Origin of the sequence: Pseudomonas sp. G34 (genome assembly GCF_031119625.1) — a bacterium.
GTDB lineage: Bacteria > Pseudomonadota > Gammaproteobacteria > Pseudomonadales > Pseudomonadaceae > Aquipseudomonas.
The window spans coordinates 250,229-276,693 of the sequence record NZ_JAVHZV010000007.1 but is presented as its reverse complement, the minus strand read 5'-3'; the positions used below and the strand labels follow the sequence as shown (position 1 = coordinate 276,693).

Annotated in this window: 22 protein-coding genes; 4 read left to right on the top strand and 18 right to left on the bottom strand. The window is 65.8% G+C overall.

What is annotated here, in order from left to right; all coding sequences use genetic code 11:
* Positions 1–323: 323 nt before the first annotated feature.
* On the bottom strand, positions 324–2,960 hold the full coding sequence (gene ppc, locus QYS36_RS04925) for a phosphoenolpyruvate carboxylase (protein ID WP_308838438.1): 2,637 nt from the start codon (positions 2,958–2,960) through the stop codon (positions 324–326).
* A 154-nt stretch (positions 2,961–3,114) separates the two neighbouring features.
* Between ppc and QYS36_RS04920 the strand changes: the two genes are divergently transcribed.
* From QYS36_RS04920 to QYS36_RS04910, 3 genes are all read left to right on the top strand, one after another.
* Entirely contained in the window at positions 3,115–3,459 is a 345-nt protein-coding gene (locus tag QYS36_RS04920; RefSeq protein ID WP_308838437.1) for a pilin assembly protein, read from the top strand.
* A 234-nt stretch (positions 3,460–3,693) separates the two neighbouring features.
* Positions 3,694–4,134, top strand: coding sequence for a DUF4398 domain-containing protein (locus QYS36_RS04915; RefSeq protein ID WP_308838436.1), 441 nt, complete (start codon positions 3,694–3,696; stop codon positions 4,132–4,134).
* 43 nt (positions 4,135–4,177) lie between these two features.
* The gene (locus QYS36_RS04910; protein WP_308838435.1) at positions 4,178–4,963 is read left to right on the top strand and encodes an OmpA family protein; all 786 of its coding nucleotides are present in this window, start codon (positions 4,178–4,180) and stop codon (positions 4,961–4,963) included.
* A gap of 76 nt (positions 4,964–5,039) precedes the next feature.
* Here QYS36_RS04910 and QYS36_RS04905 read toward each other — a convergent pair whose 3' ends face one another.
* The 6 genes from QYS36_RS04905 to prfB all read right to left on the bottom strand — a co-directional run bounded on the left by QYS36_RS04905 (position 5,040) and on the right by prfB (position 10,926).
* The gene (locus QYS36_RS04905) at positions 5,040–5,339 is read right to left on the bottom strand and encodes a hypothetical protein (RefSeq protein WP_308838434.1); all 300 of its coding nucleotides are present in this window, start codon (positions 5,337–5,339) and stop codon (positions 5,040–5,042) included.
* A 128-nt stretch (positions 5,340–5,467) separates the two neighbouring features.
* Positions 5,468–6,127 (bottom strand): Bax inhibitor-1 family protein, encoded by a 660-nt coding sequence (locus tag QYS36_RS04900; RefSeq protein WP_308838433.1) that lies wholly within the window; start codon positions 6,125–6,127, stop codon positions 5,468–5,470.
* 52 nt (positions 6,128–6,179) lie between these two features.
* The gene (locus tag QYS36_RS04895; protein WP_308838432.1) at positions 6,180–7,475 is read right to left on the bottom strand and encodes a flavohemoglobin expression-modulating QEGLA motif protein; all 1,296 of its coding nucleotides are present in this window, start codon (positions 7,473–7,475) and stop codon (positions 6,180–6,182) included.
* Positions 7,476–7,503: 28 nt separating this feature from the next.
* Positions 7,504–8,055 (bottom strand): hypothetical protein, encoded by a 552-nt coding sequence (locus QYS36_RS04890; RefSeq protein WP_308838431.1) that lies wholly within the window; start codon positions 8,053–8,055, stop codon positions 7,504–7,506.
* 152 nt (positions 8,056–8,207) lie between these two features.
* On the bottom strand, positions 8,208–9,710 hold the full coding sequence (gene lysS, locus QYS36_RS04885) for a lysine--tRNA ligase (RefSeq protein ID WP_308838430.1): 1,503 nt from the start codon (positions 9,708–9,710) through the stop codon (positions 8,208–8,210).
* Positions 9,711–9,830: 120 nt separating this feature from the next.
* Positions 9,831–10,926, bottom strand: a protein-coding gene (gene prfB / locus QYS36_RS04880; RefSeq protein WP_308838429.1) for a peptide chain release factor 2 whose coding sequence is annotated in 2 segments (ribosomal slippage) — positions 9,831–10,853 and positions 10,855–10,926 — 1,095 coding nt in all. Because the reading frame shifts where the segments join, the coding sequence is not laid out codon by codon here.
* Between the two features lie 144 nt (positions 10,927–11,070).
* Between prfB and QYS36_RS04875 the strand changes: the two genes are divergently transcribed.
* A complete protein-coding gene (locus tag QYS36_RS04875) occupies positions 11,071–12,717 on the top strand; it encodes a GGDEF domain-containing protein (RefSeq protein ID WP_308838428.1) in 1,647 nt (548 codons plus the stop codon).
* Position 12,718: 1 nt separating this feature from the next.
* Here the strand turns inward: QYS36_RS04875 and QYS36_RS04870 are convergent, their stop codons facing one another.
* From QYS36_RS04870 to QYS36_RS04820, 11 genes are all read right to left on the bottom strand, one after another.
* Positions 12,719–13,750, bottom strand: coding sequence for a diguanylate cyclase (locus QYS36_RS04870; protein WP_308838427.1), 1,032 nt, complete (start codon positions 13,748–13,750; stop codon positions 12,719–12,721).
* 53 nt (positions 13,751–13,803) lie between these two features.
* A complete protein-coding gene (locus tag QYS36_RS04865) occupies positions 13,804–14,805 on the bottom strand; it encodes a chemotaxis response regulator protein-glutamate methylesterase (protein WP_308838426.1) in 1,002 nt (333 codons plus the stop codon).
* Positions 14,802–17,108, bottom strand: a complete 2,307-nt coding sequence (locus QYS36_RS04860) for a hybrid sensor histidine kinase/response regulator (RefSeq protein ID WP_308838425.1) — start codon at positions 17,106–17,108, stop codon at positions 14,802–14,804. The genes QYS36_RS04865 and QYS36_RS04860 overlap by 4 nt, the downstream gene beginning before the upstream one ends.
* Positions 17,105–17,785: a chemotaxis protein CheW gene (locus QYS36_RS04855; protein ID WP_308838424.1), complete on the bottom strand. Its 681-nt coding sequence runs from the start codon at positions 17,783–17,785 to the stop codon at positions 17,105–17,107. The genes QYS36_RS04860 and QYS36_RS04855 overlap by 4 nt, the downstream gene beginning before the upstream one ends.
* Positions 17,775–19,022 carry a protein-glutamate O-methyltransferase CheR gene (locus tag QYS36_RS04850; protein WP_308838423.1) on the bottom strand — a complete coding sequence of 416 codons (1,248 nt, stop codon included), beginning with the start codon at positions 19,020–19,022 and terminating at the stop codon, positions 17,775–17,777. The genes QYS36_RS04855 and QYS36_RS04850 overlap by 11 nt, the downstream gene beginning before the upstream one ends.
* Positions 19,019–19,534, bottom strand: a complete 516-nt coding sequence (locus QYS36_RS04845; RefSeq protein WP_308838422.1) for a chemotaxis protein CheW — start codon at positions 19,532–19,534, stop codon at positions 19,019–19,021. The genes QYS36_RS04850 and QYS36_RS04845 overlap by 4 nt, the downstream gene beginning before the upstream one ends.
* 4 nt (positions 19,535–19,538) lie before the next feature.
* Complete coding sequence (locus QYS36_RS04840) at positions 19,539–21,161, bottom strand: methyl-accepting chemotaxis protein (protein WP_308838518.1); 1,623 nt, start codon at positions 21,159–21,161, stop codon at positions 19,539–19,541.
* Between the two features lie 202 nt (positions 21,162–21,363).
* Complete coding sequence (locus tag QYS36_RS04835) at positions 21,364–22,092, bottom strand: tellurite resistance TerB family protein (RefSeq protein WP_308838421.1); 729 nt, start codon at positions 22,090–22,092, stop codon at positions 21,364–21,366.
* Positions 22,093–22,257: 165 nt separating this feature from the next.
* Entirely contained in the window at positions 22,258–23,973 is a 1,716-nt protein-coding gene (recJ, locus tag QYS36_RS04830) for a single-stranded-DNA-specific exonuclease RecJ (RefSeq protein ID WP_308838420.1), read from the bottom strand.
* A 57-nt stretch (positions 23,974–24,030) separates the two neighbouring features.
* On the bottom strand, positions 24,031–24,582 hold the full coding sequence (locus tag QYS36_RS04825) for a YaeQ family protein (protein ID WP_308838419.1): 552 nt from the start codon (positions 24,580–24,582) through the stop codon (positions 24,031–24,033).
* Positions 24,583–24,684: 102 nt separating this feature from the next.
* Positions 24,685–26,328, bottom strand: a complete 1,644-nt coding sequence (locus tag QYS36_RS04820) for a glucan biosynthesis protein D (protein ID WP_308838418.1) — start codon at positions 26,326–26,328, stop codon at positions 24,685–24,687.
* Positions 26,329–26,465 lie beyond the last annotated feature (137 nt).

The window sequence follows — 26,465 nt, the reverse complement described above, 5'->3', positions numbered from 1 at the left end:
TCAAGTTCTTGGTATTGTGGACTCGCCTTGCGGGGCCAATCTCGAAAAGGGTTTCGGCAGCCCGGCCAGGTGCCGAACTGTCAGAAGGTCGATCAAGATACACAGCGCTCCAATGGCGCACAAGCCGTTGAAAAGCCGCAGGTCATGGCGATCGCCCGCCGATTTGCCGTTACGCTGGCACAGCTTGAGCGCAACGGCGCTGGCGGCACCATCCCACCAAAGTCGAACGCGTGCCGCAGCCGGGCCAATAGCTTGCAAATCGTTTCTGGATCAACGCTTTTGCAGGCATGATCGCCGACCAATGCAGCACGCTCGACGGCCCTTCAACCCGTGTTGCGCAGCCCCGCCGCGATACCCGCCACACTCACCAGCAAGGCCTGCTCCAGAGCGCTTCCCGCCTCGTGCTCGCGCTGCCGCGAGCGGGCCAGCAGCTCGGCCTGCAACAGGTGGAGTGGGTCCAGGTAGGTATTGCGCACGGTGATGAATTCCAGGGTCTCGGGGCTGTGGGTCAACAGCTGTGATTGGCCGGTAAGGCCCAACACCACCTCGCTCGCCTGCGACAATAGGTCGCGTAAATGGGCGCCCAGCGGATGCAGTTCGCTGGCCACCAGACGCTCGTCGTACAGCCTGGCGATCGACTCGTCGGCCTTGGCCAGCACCATCTCGAGCATGTCGATGCGGGTGCGGAAGAACGGCCACTGCTCGCGCATTTCGCCCAGCAACTCACCTTCGCCGCGCTCCAGGGCGTTACGCAGGGCGGCCTCCCAGCCCAGCCAGGCGGGCAGCATCAGGCGCGTCTGGGTCCAGGCGAAAATCCACGGGATCGCCCGCAGGCTCTCCACCCCGCCTTCACGTCGCTTGGCCGGTCGGCTGCCCAGGGGCAGCCGACCGAGCTCCTGCTCAGGCGTGGCCTGGCGGAAGTACTCGACGAACTGTGGATGCTCGCGCACCACGCCGCGGTAGGTGGCCACGCCGTCGGCCGCCAGTTTGTCCATCTGCTCGCGCCAGGCCTGTTGTGGCGCCGGTGGCGGCAGCAAGGTGGCTTCCAGCACCGCGGCCAGGTACAGGTTGAGGTTCTGCTCGGCGATATCCGGCATGCCGAACTTGAAGCGGATCATCTCGCCCTGTTCGGTGGTGCGGAAGCGTCCGTTCACCGAACCGGGCGGTTGCGACAGAATCGCCTCGTGGGCCGGACCGCCGCCACGTCCCACGGTGCCGCCGCGACCGTGGAACAGCAGCAGCTCGACCTCATGCTCACGGCAGATGCGCACCAGGCTTTCCTGGGCGCGGTACTGCGCCCAGGCGGCCGCGGTGGTGCCGGCATCCTTGGCGGAATCCGAGTAGCCGATCATCACTTCCTGCGGCCCGTGCAGGCCGGCGCGATAACCCGGCAAACCCAGCAGCTGTTCGATGGCCACGGCGGCGTTGTCCAGGTCCGCCAGGGTCTCGAACAGCGGCACCACGCGCATGGGCCGGCGCAGACCGGCTTCCTTGAGCAACAGCTGCACGGCCAGCACGTCCGACGCGGCGCCGGCCATGGAGATCACGTAGGAGCCCAGCGAGGCCGCTGGCGCAGCCGCCACCTCGCGACAGGTGGCGAGCACCTCGGCAGTGTCGGCGCTGGGGCTGAAGTCGGCCGGCAACAAGGGCCGGCGACCGCTGAGTTCACCCTGCAGGAATGCCAACCGTTGTTCCTCGTCCCAGCTGTCGTAGCGACCCAGCCCCAGGTACTCGGTGATTTCGGCCATGGCCGAAGCATGCCGGGTGGCGTCCTGGCGCACGTCGAGGCGTACCAGGAACAGCCCAAAGGTGCTGACCCGACGCAGGAAATCCAGCAACGGGCCATCGGCGATCACGCCCATGCCGCAATCATGCAGGGAGCGATAGCAGAGCAGCAACGGCTCGCCCAGCTCGGCGTTGTCGTGCAGCACCAGCGCCGGTGGGCTGACTGGCCCGGCCAGGGATTCGTGTGCCCAGGTGCGGGTGGCACGCAGCCGCTCGCGCAGTTGCTTGAGCACCGCGCGATACGGCTCGGCGGTGTCGCCGGCACGTGCCCGCAGCTCATCGTTGGCGCGCTGCATGGACAGTTCGGCGGCCAGGCTGTCGATGTCGCGCAGGTACAGGTCGGCCGCCATCCAGCGCGCCAGCAGCAGCACCTCGCGGGTGATGTTGGCGGTGACGTTGGGGTTGCCGTCGCGATCACCGCCCATCCACGAAGCGAAACGAATCGGTGCGGCATCCAGCGGCAGGCGTTGCCCGGTTTCGCGTTGCAACGCTTGGTCGGCCTTGCGCATCACCGCGGGCAGCGCATACCACAGCGAGTTTTCGATTACCGCGAAGCCCCACTTGGCTTCGTCCACCGGGGTGGGCCGTACGCGGCGAATTTCCTCGGTGTGCCAGGCTTCGGCGATCAGCCGCTGCAGCCGATTGGCGATGGCCTCGCGCTCGGCGCTCGACAGGTCGCTGTGATCCTGCTCGGCCAGTTGCGCGGAAATGGCGTCGTACTTCTGGATCAGCGTGCGCCGTGACACCTCGGTGGGGTGCGCGGTGAGCACCAGTTCGATGTCCAGCTGGGCGACCTGGCGGGCCAGGGCCTCGCGATCATGGCCACTGCCGCGCAGGCGCTGCAGAAGCTCGTCGAACACGCGGTTTTCGAACGGTTGCGCCTCGCCGGCTTCACGCCGGCGCACGCGGTGGTACTGCTCGGCGATATTGGCCAGGTTGAGAAACTGGTTGAAAGCGCGGGCCACCGGCAAAAGCTCGTTGTCGTGAAGCCCATCGAGGGTTTCGCTGAGCTGCCGTGCACCATCGGCCGAGCCCTGGCGCGCGGCCTTGGCGCCCTTGCGAATGCGCTCGATCTTGTCGAGAAAGGCCTCGCCATGCTGGTCGCGGATGGTACTGCCAAGCAGCTCACCAAGCTGGTGAACGTCCTCGCGTAGACGTGCATCGATTTGCGTCATACCAGTCTCCCTGCGCCTCTGCGTGAGCATCCAGATTGCCCAGCCGCGACGCCGCTGACAAGCCGCCATGTGAGCAAAGCAGCAGGCGCACGGCAGCCGGAACGCCACAGGCCAGCGCCGGTCTCTAGGAAACACTCCCGTTTTCGAGGTACCTATGAAGATCCGCCAGCTCGTCCAGCAATGGGAACAGAACGCCACCGGCCGCCTGGCCAGCACGCCCTACCAGGTGCACCTGGATGTGGAAGCCGCTGCTCGCCTGGCCGCGCTGAGCCATATGTACCCCAAGCGCCGCCCCGAGGAACTGTTGGCCGAACTGCTCGGCGCCGCCCTGGAAGACCTGGAGGCCAGCCTGCCCTACGTGCAGGGCACCCAAGTGGTGGCCAGCGACGAGGAAGGCAATCCGATCTACGAGGACATCGGGCCGACCCCGCGGTTTCTCGAACTGGCCCGGCATTACCGCCAGGAGCTCGACGCCGAGCAGCCGACGACTACGCCCTGAACACTCGTCAGCCCGGTGCAGGCCGCTAACCACGTGGCCTGCGCCAAGTTGCTGGCGACACCATACTGGCAATTCGCAGTTTTTTGCTGAACGTTTCACGCCGCTTCCGACTCACAGAACTATGCCGACGCGACCGCTGGTCGCCGGAGAAAAACTTACTCAGCGGCTATCGCTCCTGAGCTCCGCACGGCAGGTAACCATCGTGGAACCGACTGTTTTGCCAGTTATTTACCAATGGAGTTGCACACCATGACCGCTAAAACTGCCCCAAACGCTCGTACCCAACTGGCCAGCTGGAAGGTCGCTGCGCTGGCCATCGGCAGCAGCCTGCTGTTGGCTGGTTGCGCGGGTAACCCGCCCAGTGAACAGATGGCGGTGACCAAGTCCGCCGTCAATGAAGCCGTCAGCTCCGGTGGTACGGAGTTCGCCGCGGTGGAAACCAAATCCGCCCAGGACAAGCTCAAGCAAGCCGAGCTGGAACTGGTCGAGAAGAACTACGAAGAAGCCAAGCGTCTGGCCGAACAGGCCGAGTGGGACGCTCGCGTAGCCACCCGCAAGACCCAGGCAGCCAAGGCTGACAAGGCGCTCAAGGATGCTCAGCAGGGCATCGAAGAGCTGCGTCAGGAAGGCATGCGCGGCGCCCAGCAGATCCGTACCCAGGGTCAGCAGCAATAACGCCCGCTACCGCTTTCGCCAATTCATAGAAGGATGAACGACCATGCGTAATCAAGTGATGATTCCTGCCCTGCTGGCCCTGAGCGTCGGCCTGGCTGCCTGTGCTTCCAAGCCCAACGTCAACCTGGAGCAGGCGCGCAGCAGCTACTCCAGCCTGCAGACCAACCCGGAGTCGGTCAAAGTCGCCGCCCTGGAAACCAAGGACGCCGGCGAAGCGCTGGAGCGTGCGGAAAAAGCCTACCGCGAGAAAGAAGACGAGAAGCGCGTCGACCAGCTGTCCTACCTGGCCAACAAGCGCATCGAGCTGGCCGAGCAGACCATCGCCCTGCGCACCACCGAGCAGAGCCTCGAGCAGACCGCTGCCCAGCGCGCCGAGGCACGCCTGGAAGCCCGTGATGCGCAGATCAAGCAGCTGCAGGAGAGCATGAACGCCAAGCAGACCGAACGCGGCACCCTGGTGACCTTCGGTGACGTGCTGTTCGACCTCGATCGCTCCGAGCTCAAGCCCGGCGGCATGCACAACATCACCAAACTCGCCCAGTTCCTGCGCGAAAACCCGGATCGCAAGGTGATCGTCGAAGGTTACACCGACAGCACCGGTTCGGCTCAGTACAACCAGAGCCTGTCCGAGCGCCGTGCCAACTCGGTTCGCGCCGCGCTGGTCAGCCAGGGTGTGGGCCCGGAGCGCATCGTCGCCCAGGGTTATGGCAAGGAATACCCGGTCGCCAGCAACAGCGACTCGGCCGGCCGCGCCATGAACCGTCGTGTGGAAGTGACCATTTCCAACGACAACAAGCCGGTTGCTCCGCGCTCGTCCATGGGCAACTAAGGCCTCGGCCTGTCTGCACCTGCAAAGGTGCAGGCTGCCTGACAAGACAAACCCCGCCCAGGCGGGGTTTGTCGTTTTAGGGGTTGCAGCGCACGGCCCGCTTGGCCTCGTCGACCAGCACACCGCTGAGCCCCTTTTGCTGCAGATCGAACAGCACCAGCACGCCATCGATGCACTGCGCCAGCTGATCGGCGGGCTTCAGGCTGACCCGGTAATCCTCGCCGGGAACGGTCTTGAGCATGGTGAATTCGGCCAGCAGCAGGGCATCCTCGGGTTTGGCGAAGTGCAGGTAGCCGTAGAAGCCAAGGACCGCGACGGTGCCGGCAATGCTGCCGATGGCGGTGAGAATCAGGGGAATGGGGTTGCGCTCGTTCATTTAGCTACTCTCGCCATCGGGCTGCATCGCGGCGTTAAGGTTTGTAGGCGAGTTGTCGGCTGACCACCTGAAAGGTGCCCTTGCGGCTCCAGTTCGAGGTACTCCTGCAAAGAGGTACGTTACGCCGGTCATCTTCGTCCGAGTATCCGTAGGATGCGCAGGAACAAGATGATGATATCCATGTACAACGCGGCGGCACTGTCGATCGCGTTATCCAGAGTCCTCGGGATCTGGTTGGCGCGCCCCCAGTCGTAGCCGATATAGCCGCAAAAGATCAGCACCACGATCCAGTCGAGCGCGCCATGGTGGACGCCGAAGAAGAGAATTTCCACCAGCTCTACGACGATCACCAGCAGCAAGGCGACGAACAGCGCCGAAGCGATACGGCTGAAGAAAGACGGGAATAGCGTGCCTAGCAGCATCATTCCGGCCGTCACCAGCGCGGTGATGCGAATGGCCTCGAGCACCAACTGCGAATCGTAGCGGCTGACCACCAGATTGACGACAAGACCGAACGGCACGACCACGAGGTTGTAACCAACGAAGCTCTTCAAGGGGTTGGCGGAGCGGGCGAATAGAGAAACGCCGAGCATGCAGGAGGCGAAGTAGCCGCCGTAGAACACCCATGGATTGATGCCGCGTATCCATTCGGTACTGATGTTGTCGACCATCCACCAGTTGACCGCGAACCCCCAGAGCAGAGTCAGACCGATGGCCAGGTTATAGGCGGCTGGACTGATAGCCCGGTCAGTAAGTTGACCCTGCCGCTCGAAAACCGAATGTTCCATATCGTACTCCCTGTACGTGAACAAAATGCACTGACGCCAGCATGGCCCCGAATCAGAGAATGTTGGCGTAGTCGGCTTCGATCCGATCCAGGCTCAGGTGGTTGAGGAAGTTGGAGAAGCACATCCAGGCCGACAGCGAGTTGAGATCACGAAACTGCTGCGGCAGGTACTTGGGCGGGCTCACCAGCCCTTCATCGACCAGCTGGCGTAGGGTACGCATATCCTCGAGCGTGGTCTTGCCACAGAACAATAAAGGGATCTGTTCCAGCTTGCCTTTGCGCACGGCGAGCTGGATGTAGTTGTAGATCATGATGAAGCCCTTCAGGTACGACAGGTCCTTGGTGAAGGGCAGACCATCCGGTGCCGAGCCTCGGAAGGCGCGGCTGGCATTGCTGTAGCTGTCCTCCAGGCTGAAGCCCTGCTCGCGGTAGAAATCGCAGACCTGCAGAAAGTCGGCGCCCTGCTCGGCCATGTGGATGGCGCGGGTGCGGTTGGTCAGCTTGCGCAGGCGGCTGGGGTAGGAGGCAAAGGCGATCACTTCCATGAGGATGGCCAGGCCCTCCTGGGTGACCGTCGACGAGGGCGGCCCCTTGGCCAGGAAGGTGCAGATCGGCTGGTTCTGGCCATTGAGCGTGGTGGCCACGTGCACCAGGCCTTCGTGGACTTCCAGCGCCTTGACGTCACGCTCGTTGAACATCGCGTCGCTGCGGATCTTGATGTAATCGGCGCCTGCCGCGGCGTCGGCGAGAATGCCGTCGGACTCGAACACGCGGATGGTGTTCTCGCTCTCGCCGAACACCAGGTTCAGGCGGCTCTGCAGCATGGCCACGGCATCCTTGGCGCTGAGCGTCTTCGGCTCATCCTTGAGGTCGCCGCGGTTGTCGATGTTGTTCAGGTAACCGGAAAACATCAGGCCCAGGTCGGCCAGGGTCGGATCGCCGGCATGGAAGGCATCCGACGCGGCGCCGTACAGCTCCTGGGAAATCAGCCCGAAATCCGAGGTGCCGCGGGCCTCCAGCATGCGAATCACCATGCGGTACTCGCGGCACATGCGGCGCATGATCTGCCCCACCGGGTTGAACTGGCCGAGCTGACGGGTGATGTCACGCTCGATGTTCTGGAATTCCAGCTTCTTGGCGGCCGGGTCGAACGCCAGGGGGCGGCTGTCGTAGTAGCCGCGGTCGATGGCCGGCAACTCGCGGCCCTTGCTGTGGAGAAACGCCTGGCGAATGGAGTCGTCCCATTTCACCGCATCGAGCACGCGGATTGGCGTTTGCGCCTCGACGATACGATCGGACAGCGCGCGCACCACCAGTTGGTAGCCGTCGAGTGCGGTATGGCTGTTCATGACAATCCTCTTTGCTTGATGGGCGATTTCAGGGCGCACTGCGTTGGTAGCGCGCCACTTCGACGAACAGGTCGGAGTTGGCGGGGTCGTTGAGGTAGGCGAACACCTTGTCCAGCGGGCTGGTCACCAGCACGCCCTCGCCCTGGGGCATCTGCACGCCGTTACCCGCCAGCTCGCCCTCGGCGATGGCCTGGCGGATACGCTCGACATCCAGATTGAACAGCACCAGCTCACCGCCCTGGGTCAGCTCGAAACCGCCAATGGCGAAGTTCGCGCCCATGCGTTTGGGCACCCCGGCGGACAGGTACCAGCGCCGCCCATGGTGGGCCACCGTGAAGCTGTAGCTCTGCACGCTGGGCACGTTGTCGGGGTTGTCGACATAGGTGTCGGCCTTGTACAGGTTGGCGCCCGAGCGGCTGATGTCCAGGTAGCGCAGCTCGCCCCATTCATCGGTGCGCGACCACACGCCCAGCAGCGGCACCGGGGCCGCCTCGTTGGCAGGAATCGGCTCCTTGAAGGTCACCAGGCAGCCACTCAACAGCAGAAACGACAGCACCACCAACGCGCGCCAGGCTTTCATCATGCTCTCCTCGAGACAGTCGTGGGGCCGCCACCGGCTGATAGTCCGATTCCCCGCGGCGCGGCGTCAAGCACTCGGCGCGGCATTCACCTACAGGATAGGCGTTGATTCACGGGCAATAAAAAGCCGCCCGGAGGCGGCTCGTTGGACTTTTAGAGTTCCGGGCGCATATGCGGGAACAGAATCACGTCGCGAATCGACGGCGAATTGGTCAGCAGCATCACCAGGCGGTCGATGCCGATGCCCTCGCCCGCGGTCGGCGGCATGCCGTATTCGAGGGCGCGTACGAAGTCGGCGTCGAAGTGCATGGCTTCGTCGTCACCGGCGTCCTTGTCGGCCACCTGCTGCAGGAAGCGCGCGGCCTGGTCTTCGGCATCGTTGAGCTCGGAGTAGGCGTTGGCGATCTCGCGGCCACCGATGAACAGCTCGAAGCGGTCGGTGACACTCGGATCGTCGTCGCTGCGCCGGGCCAGCGGCGAGACTTCGAACGGGTAGCGGGTGATGAAGTGCGGCTGCTCCAGCTTGTGCTCGACCAGTTCCTCGAAAATCATCACCTGCAGCTTGCCCAGGCCTTCGAAGCCGAGCACCTTGGCGCCGGCCTGCTTGGCGATGGCGCGGGCCTTGTCGAGGTCCTGCAGGTCGGCCGCGGTGATTTCCGGGTTGTACTTGAGGATCGAGTCGAACACCGACAGGCGCACGAACGGCTCGCCGAAATGGAACACCTTGTCGCCATAGGGCACGTCGGTGCTGCCGAGAATGGTCTGGGCCAGCTCGCGGAACAGCTCCTCGGTCAGGTCCATGTTGTCTTCGTAGTCGGCGTAGGCCTGGTAGAACTCGAGCATGGTGAACTCGGGGTTGTGCCGGGTCGAAACGCCTTCGTTACGGAAGTTGCGGTTGATCTCGAAAACCTTCTCGAAACCACCGACCACCAGCCGCTTGAGGTACAGCTCCGGCGCGATGCGCAGGAACATGGCCATGTCCAGGGCGTTGTGGTGGGTTTCGAACGGCTTGGCCGCCGCGCCGCCGGGAATGGTCTGCAGCATCGGCGTTTCCACTTCGAGGAAGTTGCGCTCGGCGAGGAAACGACGGATATGGGCGATCACCTGGGAGCGCACGCGGAAGGTCTCACGGACTTCTTCATTGACGATCAGGTCGACGTAGCGCTGGCGATAGCGCTGCTCGGTATCGGTCAGGCCATGGTGCTTGTCCGGCAGCGGGCGCAGCGACTTGGTCAGCAGGCGCACGCTGGTCATCTCGACGTACAGGTCGCCCTTGCCCGAACGGGCCAGGGTGCCCTCGGCGGCGATGATGTCGCCCATGTCCCAGGTCTTGACCTGGGCGAGGGTTTCTTCGGGCAGGGTCTTGCGGTTGACGTAGACCTGGATGCGCCCGCTCATGTCCTGGATGACCATGAACGCGCCGCGGTTGAGCATGATGCGCCCGGCGACCTTGACCGGGATGGCAGCCGCTTCCAGCTCTTCCTTGGTCTTGTCCACGTACTGTTTCTGCAGGTCGGCGCAGAGCCTGTCGCGGCGGAAGTCGTTCGGGAAGGCACCGCCCTGCTCACGGATGGCAGCAAGCTTTTCCTTGCGCTGGGCAATCAGCTTGTTTTCTTCCTGTTGCAGTTCGTTGTGGTCGCGTTGCTGGTCGCTCATTTCGGGTCGTCCCGGTCAAATCATCATTCTGGAAAGATCGCTGCCGGGCTGAAGCGGATGCCTCACCAGAGGCGAATCCGCTGTAACTGGCAACTTGTAGCTTGGCGCTTGCGGCTGCTCTCAAAGCCCCTGCTTGAGACTGGCTTCGAGGTACCCGTCGAGATCGCCGTCGAGCACCTTCTGGCAGTCGCTGCGCTCGACCCCGGTACGCAGGTCCTTGATGCGCGAATCGTCGAGTACGTAGGAGCGGATCTGGTGCCCCCAGCCGATGTCCGACTTGCTGTCTTCCAGCGCCTGGGAGGCCGCGTTGCGCTTCTGCATCTCCAGCTCGTACAACTTGGCCCGCAGCATCTTCATGGCGGTGTCGCGGTTGGCGTGCTGGGAACGTTCGTTCTGGCAGGCCACCACGGTGTTGGTCGGCACGTGGGTGATCCGCACCGCCGAGTCGGTGGTGTTGACGTGCTGGCCACCGGCACCGGAGGAGCGGTAGGTGTCGACGCGCAGGTCGGCGGGGTTGATCTCGATTTCCACCTTGTCGTCGATCTCGGGCGACACGAATACCGCCGAAAACGAGGTGTGGCGGCGGGCGCCGGAGTCGAACGGGCTCTTGCGCACCAGGCGGTGTACGCCGATCTCGGTGCGCAGCCAGCCAAAGGCGTACTCGCCCTTGATGTGCACGGTGGCGCCCTTGATACCGGCGACCTCACCTTCGGACAGCTCGACGATCTCGGCACTGAAGCCGCGCTTGTCGGCCCAGCGCAGGTACATGCGCAGCAGGATGTTGGCCCAGTCCTGGGCCTCGGTACCGCCGGAGCCGGCCTGGATATCCAGGTAGCAGTTGTTCGGGTCCATCTCGTGGCTGAACATGCGGCGGAATTCCAGCTGCTCGAGAATTCCGCGCAGGCGCTCGACCTCCGCGGCGACATCGTCGACGGCGCCCTGGTCATTTTCTTCGACGGCCATGTCCAGCAGGTCGCGCGAATCGGCCAGGCTACCGGTCAGGTCGTCGATGGTTTCGACGATCTGCGCCAGGGTGGCGCGTTCACGGCCCAGGCTCTGGGCGTATTCGGGCTTGTTCCAGACGTTCGGGTCTTCGAGTTCGCGGTTTACTTCGACGAGACGATCATGCTTGTGATCGTAGTCAAAGATACCCCCGAATAGTCTGGGTGCGCTCGGACAGGTCCTTGATGCTGTTAAGGATCGGGTTGATTTCCATGGCTGGCGGCACTCGCAGGTAAAACTTCGGAAAAGCCGCGGAGTATACCCGACTCGGACTATTCTGGCAGCACGCCGGGCACCTGTAGACCAATGGCCCTTCTATACTCCAGTGAGCCGCCCGCCCCAAGGATCCCCCACCACCATGCTTCGCCCCCACAGCCTGCGTAGCCACTATGCCCTGCTCACCGTGTTGCTGGTGTGCCTGCTCAGCCTGCTGCTCGGCACCCTGATCAGCCGGGACTCGAGCCAGCGCATCCGCGCGGAGATCGGCCGCGACCTGGCCGAAACGTCCTACACCATGGTCGACCGCCTGGACCGCGACATGCAGAGCCGCGCCGGCATGCTGCAGGTGATCGGCAGCCTGAGCGCCCTGCGTCATCCGCAAGGCGCACCCGAGGTGCGCCGGCTGCTCGACGAACTGCAGGGCAAGTTCCCGACCATCGCCTGGATCGGTTTCACCGACGCCCAGGGCCTGGTGCTGGCCTCCAGCAACGGCATTCTCGAGGGCACCAGCATCGCCAAGCGCCCGGTGTTCCTGGAAGGCAGCCAGGGCCTGTTCATCGGCGACGTGCACGAGGCGGCGCTGCTCGCCAAGCTGCTGCCCAACCCCAGCGGCGAAGCCATGAAATTCGTCGATATCAGCCTGCCGGTGCATGACGACAGCGGCCGCCTGGTCGGTGTCCTCGCCGCGCACCTGTCGTGGTCCTGGGCCGACGAGGTGGGCGAGGCGATCCTCAAGCCCATCGAGGACAGCCGCCAGGTGGAGTTCTTGGTGATCAGCCGTGACCGTACCATCCTGCTCGGCCCGCGCAAGCTGGTCGGCCAGCGCCTGCACCTGCCGATGATGCAGAACCTGGCGGCCCGGCAGAGCGAATGGGCGGTGCAGCAATGGCCTGACGGCAAGCGCTACCTCACCGGCCTGACGGCCAGCCAGGGCTACCTCGACTACCCGGGCCTGGGCTGGATGGTGGTGGCCCGCCAGGCGCTGCAGCTGGCCGATGCGCCGGTGCGCGCCATGCACCTCACCATCCTCGGCTTGGGCGTGGTGCTGGCCGTGCTGTTTGCCGTCTGTGGCTGGCTGCTGGCCAGCTACGTGACCCGCCCGCTGCGCACCATCGCCCGCGCTGCCGACCGCCTGGCCAACGGCGAAATCACCGTGATCCCGGAAATCGGCAGCCCCCGGGAAATCGCCCGGCTCAGCCATTCCATCCGCCACCTGGTGGAAAGCCTCACGCACCAGCACGCCGAGCTCGATGCGCTGGAAAACCGCGCCCACCACGACCCGCTTACCGGGCTGCCGAACCGCGCCGCGCTGGCCCGCTACCTGCCGCGTGCGCAACAGCGCAACCAGGGCACCGAGGATGGCCTGGCGGTGCTCTATCTGGACCTCGACGGGTTCAAGCCGGTCAACGACCGCTACGGCCACGCCGCTGGCGACCAGGTGCTGCGCGAGGCTGCGGCGCGTATGCGTGGCTGCCTGCGCGGTGGCGATCTGGTGGTGCGCCTGGGCGGCGATGAGTTTCTGATGATCCTGCAAGTCGCCGCCGCTGACGCCGCCAGCCAGGCCAGGCAGATCGCCGAGCGGACGCTGCAGGCATTGGCAATGCCGATTCACTGGGAAAACCGCCACCTGCAGGTTGGCTGCAGCATCGGCGGCGCCTTGTGGCCGCGGGACGACGCGGATCTCGAGCAGGTGGTGGCACTGGCCGATCAGGCCCTGTACACGGCCAAGCAGAGCGGACGCGGCCGCGTCGTGCTGCACGGCGACGCGCCCGAGGGCGGTGAGTGATTCAGCTCAGTGCGCTGGTGTCGTTGACCAGGCCGACCTGGTCGCGGCCGGCTTGCTTGGCCATGTACAGCCCCTGATCAGCCAGGTTGACCAGTTGCAGGGGGGCCTGGCCGATTCGCGGCACCAGGGTGGCGACCCCGATGCTGGCGGTCAGCACCGCGCCCGGCGCAGGCGTTTCATGGGCAATGCCCAGGTCGGTGACGGCGCGGCGCACCTTTTCCGCCAGCAGGCGCGCGCCGCCGGCCGAGGTGCTGGGCAGCACCATGGCGAACTCCTCGCCGCCATAGCGGGCAGCCAGGTCGGTGGAGCGGCTGCAACTGCTGCGCAGCGCGGCCGCCACACGGCGCAAGGCATCGTCGCCGGCCACATGGCCGAAACGGTCGTTGAAGCTTTTGAAGAAGTCGACATCGATCATCAGCAGCGACAGCGCCGTCTGCTCACGAGTGGCGCGGCGCCACTCCATTTCCAGGTATTCGTCGAAGTGGCGACGATTGGACAGCCCGGTCAGGCCATCGGAATTCATCAGCCGCTGCAGCACCAGGTTGGTTTCCAGCAGCTGCTGCTGGCTTTCGCGCAGGGCGCGGTAGGCCTCGTCACGCTGTTGCAGGGCCATGTAGGAACGCGAGTGATAACGCAGGCGTGCCACCAGTTCGATGGTATCGGGCAGCTTGACCAGATAATCGTTGGCACCAGCCGCGAACGCCGAGCTCTTCACGGTGGCGTCGTCCTTGGTCGACAGCACGATGATCGGCACATCGCGCAGCGCCGGGCGCGCGCGATATTCACCCAGCAGCGTAATGCCGTCGACACCGGGCATCACCAGATCCTGCAGAATCACCGTCGGGCGCAGTTGCTCGGCAATCGCGATGGCCTGGGTCGGGTCGGAGCAGTAATGGAAGTCGATGCCCTGCTCGCCCAGCAGCTCGCGCCGCACCGCTTCGCCGATCATCGCCTGGTCATCGACCAGCAACACCATGACCGCGCCTTCCTTGCGTGGGCCGAAGTCATCCATGGATTGGGGTGGGACTTGCATGTTGGTCTCCGAACCGGATGAAGGCAGGTCTCTGGTGGGTGGCGGTTAGTCTATCAGCCAAACAGTTCGACGATACGCGGGGCGATGCGCTCCAGCGCGAGTATTTCCTTGGCGGCCTGCAACTCGGCCGCCGCCTTGGGCATGCCGTACACGGCGCAGCTGGCCTGGTTCTGCGCGATGGTGGCAAAGCCGCGGCTGCGCATGTTTTTCAACCCCAGAGCGCCATCTCGGCCCATGCCGGTGAGCAACACCCCGATGGCCTCGCCCGTCCAGTACTCGACCAGGCTGTCGAAGAACACATCGATGGAAGGTCGGTAGACATGGCTGCGCGGCTCCTCGGTGTAGGTCAGCGTGCCGTTGCGCAGCAGGCGCATGTGGTTGTTGGTACCGGCCAGCAGCACCACACCGGGCTGCGGCTGCTCGCCATCGCGGGCCAGGCGTACCGGCAGCGCCGCTTCACCGGCCAGCCAGTCGGCCATGCCGGCGGCGAACACCTCGTCGACATGCTGCACCAGCACTACCGCAGCCTTGAAATCATCGGGCAGTTGCTTGAGCAGCAAGGCGAGCGCAGCCGGCCCGCCCGCCGAGGCGCCAATCGCCACCAGGCGGCGCGCTGCCGGGGCACTGGGCGAAACGGCCGGAGCGCTGGCCTGGCGAGTGCCGCTCTGGCCGATCAGCCAGCCGATGTTGTGGATCTTGCGCAGCAGATCCACCGCATCGCCACTCTGCCCGGTCAATGACGGCGTGTTGACCGCATCCAGGGCCCCGTGCCCCATGGCCTCGAACACGCGATTGACGTACTGCTCGATATCCACCGAAACGATCAGCACCGCACAGGGCGTCTGCGCCATGATCCGCCGCGTCGCCTCGACGCCGTCCATGACCGGCATCAGCAGGTCCATCAGCACCAGGTCGGGCAAATCGGCCTGGCAGCAGGCCACGCCCTCGGCACCATCGCCCGCCACCCAGGCGATACGGTGCGCCGGCTCCTGGGCCAGGGCGCGGCGAATGGCCTCGACCGCCAGGGGCATGTCATTGACGATCCCGATCCTCATTCGTGCGGTTCCCCAACCAGGTCAACCACGGCGTCAAGTAACGCCTCGTCATGGAAACTGGCCTTGGCAAGATAATAGTCGGCCCCGGCATCCAGGCCACGTCGGCGGTCCTCCTCGCGATCCTTGTAGGACACCACCATCACCGGCAGCGACTGCAAACGGCTGTCGCGGCGCACCAGGGTGACCAGCTCGATGCCGTCCATGCGCGGCATGTCGATGTCGGTGATCAGCAGATCGAAGTGCTCGGCGCGCAAGGCGTTCCAGCCATCCATGCCGTCCACCGCCACGGCCACGTCATAGCCGCGCGAGAGCAGCAGCTTGCGCTCCAGCTCGCGCACGGTCAGCGAGTCGTCGACCACCAGCACGCGCTTGCGCTGGCTGCCGGCCAGCTGCCGGGCGCTGCGGTCGACCCGCTCCAGGCGCCCGCTGCCCAGCAGCTTGGCCACCGAGTGCAGCATGTCCTCGACATCGAGAATCAGCACCGGGGTGCCATCGTCCAGCAAGGCCCCGGCCGACACGTCCTGCACCTTGCCCAGCCGCGCATCGAGCGGCATCACCACCAGGGTGCGCTCACCGAGGAAGCGCTCGACCACCAGGCCGAACAGGCTGTCGCGGTCGCGGATCAGCACCACCGGTATGCCGTTGTCGCTGGGCTTGCCTTCCGGGCGCTGGAGAATCTGGCTGGCGGCGATCAGGCCGACGTGCTGGCCTTCGTTCCAGAAATGCTGGCGACCTTCGAGCTGCACGATGTCCTCGGCCTGCAGGCGGGTCATCCGTTCGATATGTGCCAGTGGCAGCGCGTAGGCTTCGCCGCCCACCTCGACCACCAGGCTGCGCACCACCGAGAGGGTCAGCGGCACTTCCAGGTGAAAGGTCGAGCCCTCGCCCTGGCGCTGCTGCATGCGCACGCCGCCCCGCAGCTGGCGCACCATGTGCTGCACGGCGTCCAGGCCGACGCCACGGCCGGACACCTCGGTGACCTGGTCACGCATGCTGAAGCCGGGCAGGAACAGGAAGGCCAGCAGCTCGTCCTCGGTCAGCTGCTCGCCGGTCTGTTCGCTGGCGAAGCCGCGGCTGATCACCGCCCGCCGCAGCTTCTCGAGATCCACGCCGCCGCCGTCATCGCGCAGTTCCAGCAGCAGCATGCCGGCATGGTGGCGGGCGCGGATGAGGATCTGCCCTTCGGCCGGCTTGCCCTGTGCCAGGCGCCGCTGCGGGGGCTCGATGCCATGATCCAGGGCGTTGCGCAGCAGGTGGGTCAGCGGCGCCTCGAGGCGCTCCAGCACGTCGCGGTCGACCTGGGTGCCCTCGCCCTCGACCACCAGGCGCACCTGCTTGCCCAGGGATCGGGACAGGTCACGCAGCATGCGCTCCTGACCGGCCAGCACATCGGCGAATGGGCGCATGCGCGAGGCCAGCGCAGCATCGTAGAGCGACTGGGCGCGTTGCCCGCCCTGCCAGCCGAAGTCGTCCAGCTCGGTCATGTGCTGGGCCAGCAGTTGCTGGCACTCGCCGAGCGCCTGGCGAGTTTCCAGCAGCATGGCCTCGGCCTGGGCATCCACGGTGCCCTTGGGCAGCGCTTCGCGGGCGACGTCCAGCGCGCGGCGGGCGGTGGCCTGCAGGCGTTTCAGGCGCTGCAGGCTGTCGCCCAGGGGCTTGATGCGCTGGAACTCCACCAGGGATTTGCTGGAGATATCCAGCAGGTGATCGAGGCGCTCGGCGCTGACCCTGAGAATACGCGCCCTGCCCTCGCCGGCCGGCTCGCTGGCTTCCGGCTTGATGGGCGCCGGCGGCACCGGCGCTTCGATGACTGGTGCTTCGACCACCGGCGCTTTGCTTGGCGGCTGCGGCTCCGCGCTAGCCGTTTCGGCAACAGGCGCCGTCACCGGCGCCGCGGGAGGAACCGGGAGCCCCCGCGCCAACGCTCCCAGGCGCGCCACCAGCACGTCGATGCCGGGGTCGACGACACCCGGTTGCGCCGCCGGCGTGCCCAGGCCGAGCAGGATATCGGCGCCCTGCAGCAGCGCATCGATATGCTCGGGGCTGAGCAGCAGACGACCTTCCTGGGCCTCGACCAGGCAATCCTCCATCACGTGGGCGACCTTGACCCCGGCATCCAGCCCGACGATACGCGCCGCGCCCTTGAGCGAGTGGGCCGCGCGCATGCAGGCCTCCAGGCTGCCGGCATGCCGCGGGTCGCGCTCGAGGACCAGCAGGCCGCTGTTGAGCACCTGGGTCTGGGCCTCGGCCTCGAGCTTGAACAGCTCCAGCAGCGACGCGTCGCGCATCTGATCGGGTGTCATCCAAGACTCCTGGCGATGGTCTGCTGGACGATCTGCTCGTCGAGCAGGGTCACGCTACGGCCCTTCCACTGCAACACGCCTGCGGCGAAACGACGGCTCACCGGCACGCTGCCAGCGCCCGACTCGACGATCTGGCCGACGGCGATCGCCTCGATGCCCTCGACCTCGTCGACCGGGATCACCACCGGCCCGTCCGCCAGGTTGAAGATCAGCATGCGCGGCACCACGCGCCGTTCGCTGAGCGCCTCGCCGGCATCGAGGCCGAGCATCTCGGCCAGGGAAAAACAGGCGACCAGGGCGCCGCGTACGTTGGTCACGCCGATCAGCCCCACCGAGCGCTGGTGCGGCAGCGAATGAATCGGCGCGCTGGCGGCGACTTCGCTGAGCACCCGGGTCGGCAGCGCCAGCCAGGCATCGCCAAGGCGGAACAGCAACAGCGAACGGCGCTCGCTGCTGTCCTGCTCGACCCACTCCTGGTCGGGCTGGGCGTCGTCGCGCTGCAGCGCAAAGCGGTCGAGCAGGCGGGTGGCCAGCGCGGCGTGTACTTCACAGTTGCGGCAGTGGATATGGTTGACCAGGCGCTCGCAGGACTTGTCGCCCTGCACGCCGATGCGGTTCCAGCAGTCGTCGACGGCGTCCCGTTCGGCCTCGCTCAGGGGCAGCAGACTATCGCTCATCACGGCTCACTCCACGGCCGGCACGCTGTTGCAGACGCCTGGCGCCGGCCAGATCGCCCCGGGCGGCGAGCAGCGCCGACAGGTGCGCCAGGGCCTCGGCATGGGTCGGCGCCAGGTAGAGGGTCTTGCGGTAATAATCCTGGGCCTCGCTGCTGCGCCCGGCCACATCGCTGAGCAGGCCCAGCCAGTAGAAGGCCTGGGCGCTCGGCCCATGGGCGGCGAGGTAACGCTCGCAGGCGGCGCGGGCTTCAGCGCTGCGCCCGGCATTGGCGAGGGCGGCGATGTCATCCAGTGAGGTATCGGCACCCGACGCTGCCGGTGCAGGCACCGCCGCCGGCGTACGGCGCAACGGCGCAGGCGCCCTGGCGGCGGGAGCTGCCGCGGCCGCAGGCCTGGGACGCGCGCCGCTGCTCGGTACCGCCTGCACCGCAGGGCTGGCCGGCCGCATGGCCTGGCGACGGAACACGAAGGCCAGGGGAATGTTCAGCGCCTGCATGCCGACCTGGCTGAACAGGCTGGCTTCGGCCGGCCCGATGAATAGCGCGCCGTCGTCGCGCATCAGGCGCTGCAGCACGGCAGCCACCGCATGCTGGGTGGGCCGGTCGAAGTAGATCAGCAGGTTGCGGCAGAACACCAAATCGTAGGGCGCTTCGCCCGCCAGCAAACCGGGGGCCAGCAGGTTGCCGGCGAGCAGGCGCACCTTGCGCCGCACCTCGTGGCACAGCTCGAAGCCTTCGGCGGTTTCGGTGAAATGACGATGGCGAAAACCCAGGTCATCGCCGCGAAAGGAATTGCGCCCATATACGGCCCGCTCGGCGCGCTGCAGGTTGACCTCGCTGATGTCCATGGCGTCGATACGAAAACCATCGCCAGGCAGGCCGGCATCCAGCAGCGCCATGGCGATCGAATAGGGCTCCTCGCCGGTCGAGCACGGCAGGCTGAGAATCCGCAGCGGCCGGGCGTCGGCCAGTTGCGCGCTGCGCTCACGCGCCAGGTTGGCCAGGGCAACGAAGGATTCCGGGTAACGGAAGAACCAGGTCTCCGGCACCACCACCGCCTCGACCAGCGCCTGCTGCTCGCTGGCCGACGCCTGCACCTTCAGCCAGTAGGCATCCTCGCTGGCACACCCCAGGGCGGCGACCCGCTGGCGCACCGCGCGCTCGATCACCACCTGGCCGACGGATTCGGCATCCAGGCCAATCAAACCGTGCAGCAACTGCTCGAAGCGCCCGTTCATCGCGCCTCCTCCGCCACGGCCGGGTACAACAACTCGCGCACCGACTCGTCGAGCAGGTCGGCGACCCGCACCCACTGCACCAGGCCCTGTTCGGACTTGAGCACCGGCCCCAGATAGCGGGCGTCGGCCAGGCTCAGGCCGCTGTCCACGAAGGCCTCGGCGGGGCTGCGCAGCGTGTCGCTGGCCTGTTCGAGAATCAGCCCCAGCCAGCGCGCCGGCTGACTTGCCTGTGGCCGGTAGTGCACCACCACCAGGCGGGTGCTGGTGCGCACCATCGCGGGCTGGCCGAGCGCCTGGGCGCTCAGGTCGATCACCGGTACCGGCGTGCCGCGAAACACGAACAACCCGGCGACCCAGCCAGGCGCGGCGGGAATCTGCTTGAAGCGGCGCAGCGGCAGCACTTCGACCACCTCGTGAACGTCCAGGGCGTAACGCTCGCTGCCCATGCTGAACAGCAGGAACAGTTGCCCCGGGCTACGCCGCCCCGGCGAAGGCCTGCCTACCTCGGTCACTGGTTCAGACCTTGAAGCGGCTGACGCCGGTACGCAGACCGTTCGCCACCAGGTTGAGGTCATCGATGGAGGCGCTGGCCTGGCGCAGCGACTCGACGGTCTGCGACGAGGCTTCGCTGAGCTGCACCAGGGCCTGGTTGATCTGCTCGGCACCGGTGGACTGCGCCTGCATGCCTTCGTTGACCATCAGCACCCGCGGGGCGAGAGCCTGCACCTGGTGGATGATCTGCGCCAGCTGCTCGCCGACCTGGCCCACCTCGGCAATGCCACGGCGCACCTCTTCGGAGAAGCGGTCCATGCCCATCACGCCGGCCGACACCGCCGACTGGATCTCGCGCACCATCTGTTCGATATCGTAGGTGGCCACCGCCGTCTGGTCGGCCAGGCGGCGCACCTCGGTGGCCACCACCGCGAAGCCGCGGCCATACTCGCCCGCCTTCTCGGCCTCGATGGCCGCGTTGAGCGACAGCAGGTTGGTCTGGTCGGCCACCTTGACGATGGTGGTGACCACGTGATTGATGTTGCCGGCCTTCTCGTTGAGGATCGCCAGCTTGGCGTTGACCAGTTCGGCGGCGCTCATCACCTGGTGCATGGTGTCTTCCATGCGCGCCAGGCCCAACTGCCCGGCGCCGGCCAGGGTCGAGGTCTGCTCGGCGGCGCCGGAGACCTCGGTCATGGTGCGCACCAGGTCCCGCGAAGTGGCGGCGATTTCCCGCGAGGTGGCGCCGATTTCCGTGGTGGTGGCGGCGGTTTCGGTGGCGGTGGCCTGCTGCTGCTTGGAGGTGGCGGCGATCTCGGTGACCGAGGTGGTGACCTGCACGGACGAGCGCTGCGCCTGGGCGACCAATGCCTTGATCTCCTCGGCCATGCCGTTGAAGCCGGTTTCGATGGCGCCGAACTCGTCGCGGCGGCCCAGGTTCAGGCGCGCGGTCAGGTCACCGCGGGCCAGCTGCTGCAGGGTGTCGACCACCTGGCGCACCGGCTGGGTGATCGCCTGCATCAGGAAGTAGCCACACACGAACGCCGTGACGATCGCCAGCAGCACGGAAATCGCCATGCTCAGCTCGGCGCGGTTGACCGCCGAGACGATATCCTCGGCCGAGCCGTAGGCCGTGTCGCGGTTGAGCTCGATCATCGCGGTGAGCTGCGTGCGGCCCTCGTTCCAGGTGTCGGTGAGCGGGCCGTTGAGCTCCGCCCTGGCTTCGGCCTGGCGCCCCTGCTCGTACAGGCTCAGCACCTCGGCCTGCTGCTGGACGAACAGCTCGTGGGTGCGCTCGAAGGCTTGCAGCGCGTTACGCTCGCGATCCTCGCGAATGGTGCCGCGGTAATCGGCCAGCGAGGCCACCAGCTTGTCACCGGCGCCCTTGACCAGTTGCCTGTCCGAATCGTTGAGGGTATGGGTTTCTCGCAGGCTGACCTGGACGATGGTCTGGTGGAACATGTCCGTCCAGGCACTGCGCACCTGGGTGATGTGGAACATGCCGGGCATGGCGTCGTCCAGCAGGCGGGTGGCACCACCCTCGACCTTGAGCAGGCGCTCGAAGGACGCGGCGGCCATCAGCAACATGATGGCGATGATCACCGCAAAACTTGCCTGGATACGCTGGCGAACAGTCCAGTTCTTCACATTCAACCCCATCTGCCGATATTCCTGATCCAGCCGAAGGGCGGCGCCCGCAGCTCATGCTGCCGGACTCTAGGGGCGTTGCGTGTGCAGCGCAAGCGAGACCGGGCCCTATTCACTGTAGAACAGGCGCCCGGTCATGAAGGGCGAAGAAGGTTGGCGACTGCCGGACGGCGCGCGGCCGTCGGCAACCAGGTGCGGGCGGTTACTGCAGGTCCTGGCGAACCTGGGCTTCGAGCTCGGCCTTGAGGGCGGGGTCGAGCTTCAGGTGGCGGGCCAGTTCGTCCAGGTAGGCGCGCTCCATGAAGTGCTCCTCGTCGACCATCAGCACGCTGGCCACGTACATTTCCGCAGCCATTTCCGGCGTGCTGGCGGCACGCGCCACATCGGCCGGGTCCAGCGGTTTGTTCAGCTCGGCGTGCAGCCAGCGCTGGGTTTCACTGTCGCTGGCCAGCTTGCTGAACTCGCCTTCGATCAACTCGCGCTCGCGCTCGTCGACATGGCCGTCGGCCTTGGCCGCCGCCACCAGCGCCTTGAGAATGCTCTGGCTGTGCAGCTCCACTTCGGCCGCCGGCAGACGATCAATCGTCTGCGGCTCGCCCTGGGGTGCGCCCGCCTGCTTGGCCTGCCAGTTGCCGTAAGCCTTGTAGGCGATCACGCCGAGCGCGGCCAGGCCGCCATAGATCGCCACCTTGCCACCGACCTTGCGTACTCGCTTGTTGCCCAGCAGCATGGCCAGCGCCGCGCCGCCACCGGCGCCCTTGAGCATCGAGCCAATGCCGCCATTGTCGCTCTTGCCAGTGCCCCCTGCATTGCCACCAAGCAGGCCTCCCAGCGCACCACCCAGCCCGGAGGACGACTTGCCGGCGGTTTTCTGTTGCAGCAATTCCTGCCCGGACTTCAGCAGTTGGTCGAGCAAGCCACGCGTATTCATGGAGATCTCCAATGGTTCAGGAACGGACGAATCTACTGGGAAGGCGGGCCGTCGACGGTGACAGATTGCGTCAGGATGTTGCGCGAACGACGGGGCCACACCGCTCGATAGACAACCGCGCGGCGGACAACGTTCAGGAGCGCAACCCGTAGGACAGCGGTGCGGTCAGCGCGGCGCCAGGTGGGAAATCAGCAACTGCACCGACTCCTGGCCGCGGAACTCGTTGACGTCCAGCTTGTAGACCACCTCGACCTTGCGAACGCTGGGGTTGGGCCATAGTTCGCGATCGACATTAAAGGCGATGGCATCGAGCTGTACGCTACCGCACTCGCTACGCAGCTGCAGTTTGAGGTGGCGCTCCTTGAGCAGCCGCGGCGGCTGAACGATCTGGAACACGCCATGGAACAATGGCTCGGGGAAGTGCTGCCCCCAGGGACCCGCATTGCGCAGGGCACGGGCCAGTTCTAGATGGAATTCGGTGACTTCGAGCTGGCCGTCGGACAACAGCCGCCCGGTCAGGTCGTCCTCGCAGAGCTGGCGACGAACTTCTTCGTCGAAGGCCTTGGCGAAGGTCTCGAAATGCTCGGCCGGCAACGACAGGCCAGCGGCCATGGCGTGGCCGCCAAACTTGCTGATCAGCCCCGGATGGCGTGACGCCACGGCGTCCAGCGCATCACGGATATGAAAGCCCGGCACCGAGCGCGCGGAGCCCTTGAGCATGCCCTCGCCGGCATCGGCGAAGGCGATGGTCGGGCGGTGGTAGCGCTCCTTCAGGCGCGAGGCGAGGATGCCGATCACGCCCTGGTGCCAGTCGGCCTCGAACAGACAGAGACCGAACGGCAGGTTTTCCACCGGCAAGTCCTTGAGCTGGGCCAGGGCCTCGCGCTGCATGCCCTGTTCGATGGCCTTGCGGTCCTGGTTGAGCTGGTCGAGCTGCACCGCCATGTCGCGGGCCAGGGCTTCGTCCTCGCAGAGCAGGCACTCGATTCCCAGGCTCATGTCGTCGAGGCGCCCCGCCGCATTCAGGCGCGGGCCGAGGATGAAGCCCAGGTCGGTCGAGGTAATGCGTGCGTGCTGCTTGCCGGCGACTTCCAGCAACGCCCGCAAGCCGGGCCGTGCACGCCCGGCGCGAATGCGCGCCAGGCCCTGGTGCACGAGGATGCGGTTGTTGGCGTCCAGCGGCACCACGTCGGCGACGCTGCCCAGGGCCACCAGGTCGAGCAGTTCACCCAGGTTCGGCTCGGGCCGTTCGGCGCTGAACCAGCCCAGTTCACGCAACCGCGCACGCAACGCCAGCAGCACGTAGAAGATCACCCCGACGCCGGCCAGCGCCTTGCTCGGAAAGCTGCAGCCCGGCTGGTTGGGATTGACGATGGCATCGGCCGCGGGCAACTCGTGGCCCGGCAGGTGGTGATCGGTGACCAGCACCTTGAGGCCGGCGGCCTTGGCCGCGGCCACGCCTTCGATACTGGAGATGCCGTTGTCCACGGTGATCAGCAGCTCGGGCTCACGGGTCAATGCCACGGCGACGATTTCCGGGGTCAGGCCATAGCCGTATTCGAAGCGATTCGGCACCAGATAATCGACATGGGCGGCGCCCAGCATGCGCAGCCCGAGCAGGCCAACGGTGCTGGCGGTGGCGCCATCGGCGTCGAAGTCGCCGACGATCAGCATCCGTTGCCCCTGGCGCAGGCCCTCGACCAACAGCTCGACCGCCGCCTCGATGCCCTTGAGCTGGGTGAACGGAATCAGCCGCGCCAGGCCCTTCTCCAGCTCCACTGCCGAGAGCACCCCGCGAGCGGCATAAAGGCGGGTCAACAGGGGCGGCAGGTTGCCCAGGTCGGGCAAGGAAGCGGGAAGCGGGCGGGACTCGATACGCATGGAGGTGGTTTTCTACTCGTACGGTTACACAGGATAAACAGCCGGAGGCGGGTTACATCAGTTGCTCGGCGCGCGCTCGCCGGCCAGCCATTCGATGGGGATTTCGTGCTGGCCGCGCTCGTCGGTGACGAACAGTTCGCCGTCGCTGATCATCACGCTCCAGCTCAGCGCACGGGGCAGATCCTGGGACAGCTCGGCCAGGGCTTCCTGGTCCAGGGAGACGACGTTGATGTTCTTCAGCGTGCGCACCGGATCCAGGCACTTGGTCTGCCAGACGCGCAGGTTGCCGTAGGCTACCAGGCTGAATTTCTCGGTACGCCGCGAGCACCAGGTGATGCGCTCGCTGTCCGGCTGGCCGACTTCGATCCAGTGCAGCACACGGCCGTCCAGGCTTTTTTCCCACAGCGCCGGCTCGTCGACATCCGACAGGCCACGGCCAAAGGCCAGGTTTTCCTGGTAGAACAGCGCATAGGCGATCAGCCGCGCGGCCAGGCGCTCCTCGGTTTCCGAGGGGTGGCGGGCCACGGTGAAACGCAGGCTCTCGTAGATGCTGCGATCGATATCGGTGAGATTGAGATCGATCTTGTAGGTCGTGGACGGCAGGGCCATGGCGCACTTCTTGGAATCGGAAAAAGTGCGCCAGTCTATCAGGCCGGCCAACAGCGTGGGCAGAGCGCCGCCCAAAGGAGGCACCCGCCACGCATCAGGCGATCAGGAATCGCTCTTCCAGTCCGGATAGCGGCGCTCTGCCGGCGCCGGCGGGAAGTACTGGTACAGCCAGGTTTCGCTGAGTACTTCCTTGTTGTCGACGCGGCGCAGGTAGGCGCGCATGTTCACCGGCTCGACGCTGTCGCTGGTGGGGAACCAGTCGAACTGCGCACGGAAACCTTCGACGTCCGGGTACAGGGCCAGGATGCTGAAATCCTTGACCTCGCCGTGGGAGGCCTCGACCACCACCTCGACCTGGGCCTTGGCGTCCATCTTGGCCAGCGGGCCGCCGGTAAAGTCGATGGCGAAGCGCCGTGCCCAGACTTTCGGCCAGTGTTCGCCTGGCGCCCAGCCAAGGGTGAACCCGCCCATGCCGGAGCGGGTGCCATGCACCTGGGCCAGGGTCGGCTTGACCGGTGGCAGCGCGGCCCAGTGCAGCTTGTAGCCGAAGTTCAGCGAGGTACCGGGCTCGATCGGCTGCTTGGGGTTCCAGAAGCAGACGATGTTGTCCATGGTCTCGCCGGTGGTGGGGATCTCCAGCAGGTCGATGCTGCCCTCGCCCCACTGGGTGGTCGGCTCCACCCACAGGCTCGGCCGGCGGCTGTACCAGACCACGGTGTCCTGGTAGGACTTGAAGTCATGGTCGTACTGCACCAGGCCGAAGCCTTTCGGGTTGGTGTCGGCGAAGGCGTTGAACTGCAGCTTCTCCGGGTTGTTCAGCGGCCGGCAGACCCACTCGCCGTTGCCCCGCCACATGGACAGACGATCGCTGTCGTGGATGGCGGTGGCGATGAAGTCACAGCGGTTACGCTCATGGCCGCCACAGGCGAACATGCTGGTCATCGGCGAAATGCCCAGCTGCTTGATGCTCTTGCGGGCGTTGATGTGAGCGTCGATGTCCATCACCACGCGGTCTTCCAGGCAGTCGATATCGAAGCGGAAGGCGCCGGTGGCGCTCGGCGAGTCGAGCAAGGCGTAGAGCACGAAGCGGGTGGCGTCCTTGCTCGGCGTCTCGAACCAGAACTCGGTGAAATCGGGGAACTCTTCCGGGGTGTCGGTGAAGGTATCGATCGCCAGGCCGCGGGCCGACAGGCCGTACTGGCCGGTGTTGTCCACCGCGCGGAAGTAGCTGGCGCCGAGGAAGGAGACGATGTCGTACTTGGCGATGTTCGGCTGCTTGAACACCTTGAGGCCGGCGAAGCCCAGGTCACCCTTGAGTTGCGCCACGTCCACGCCGCTCTTGCCGTAGTCGAACAGATCGGGACGAAAATGCACTTCACGGGCCTGGCGGCTCTTCGGGTCCACGGCGTGCATGCGCACCGGCTGGCGAAAGCCCATGCCGACGTGGAAGAACTGCACGTCCAGCTGGCCGCCCAGTTCGTTCCACAGCGAGTGGGCCGGGTCGTACTGGATGGCGTTGAATTGCTGCGGCGTCAGCTCGGCGAGGGTCTTGGGCAACACCTCGGCGGTACTCTTGTACGCCCTGCCGGCCATGCTCCTGGCGCGGGCCTGCAGTTGCTTGAAATCGAAGGGTTCGGCTTCACCGTCAGCGGTCTTGGCGAAGCTGTGCAGGCTGAACAGGCTGGCTGGCAGGCCACTGGCGGCAGCCATCATCATCGAGGCTTTGAGAAGGTCACGTCTATGCATGGGCATCCCTGGATAGGTGAGGAATCTGCATGTCACCCCTGGCCGGGGCACTGAAAAATCCCTACAACAGATAGCCCTACCCACCACATGGTTCCGCGCTGAGTATGCAACCGGCGGTAAACGCCGCCGGTGACACA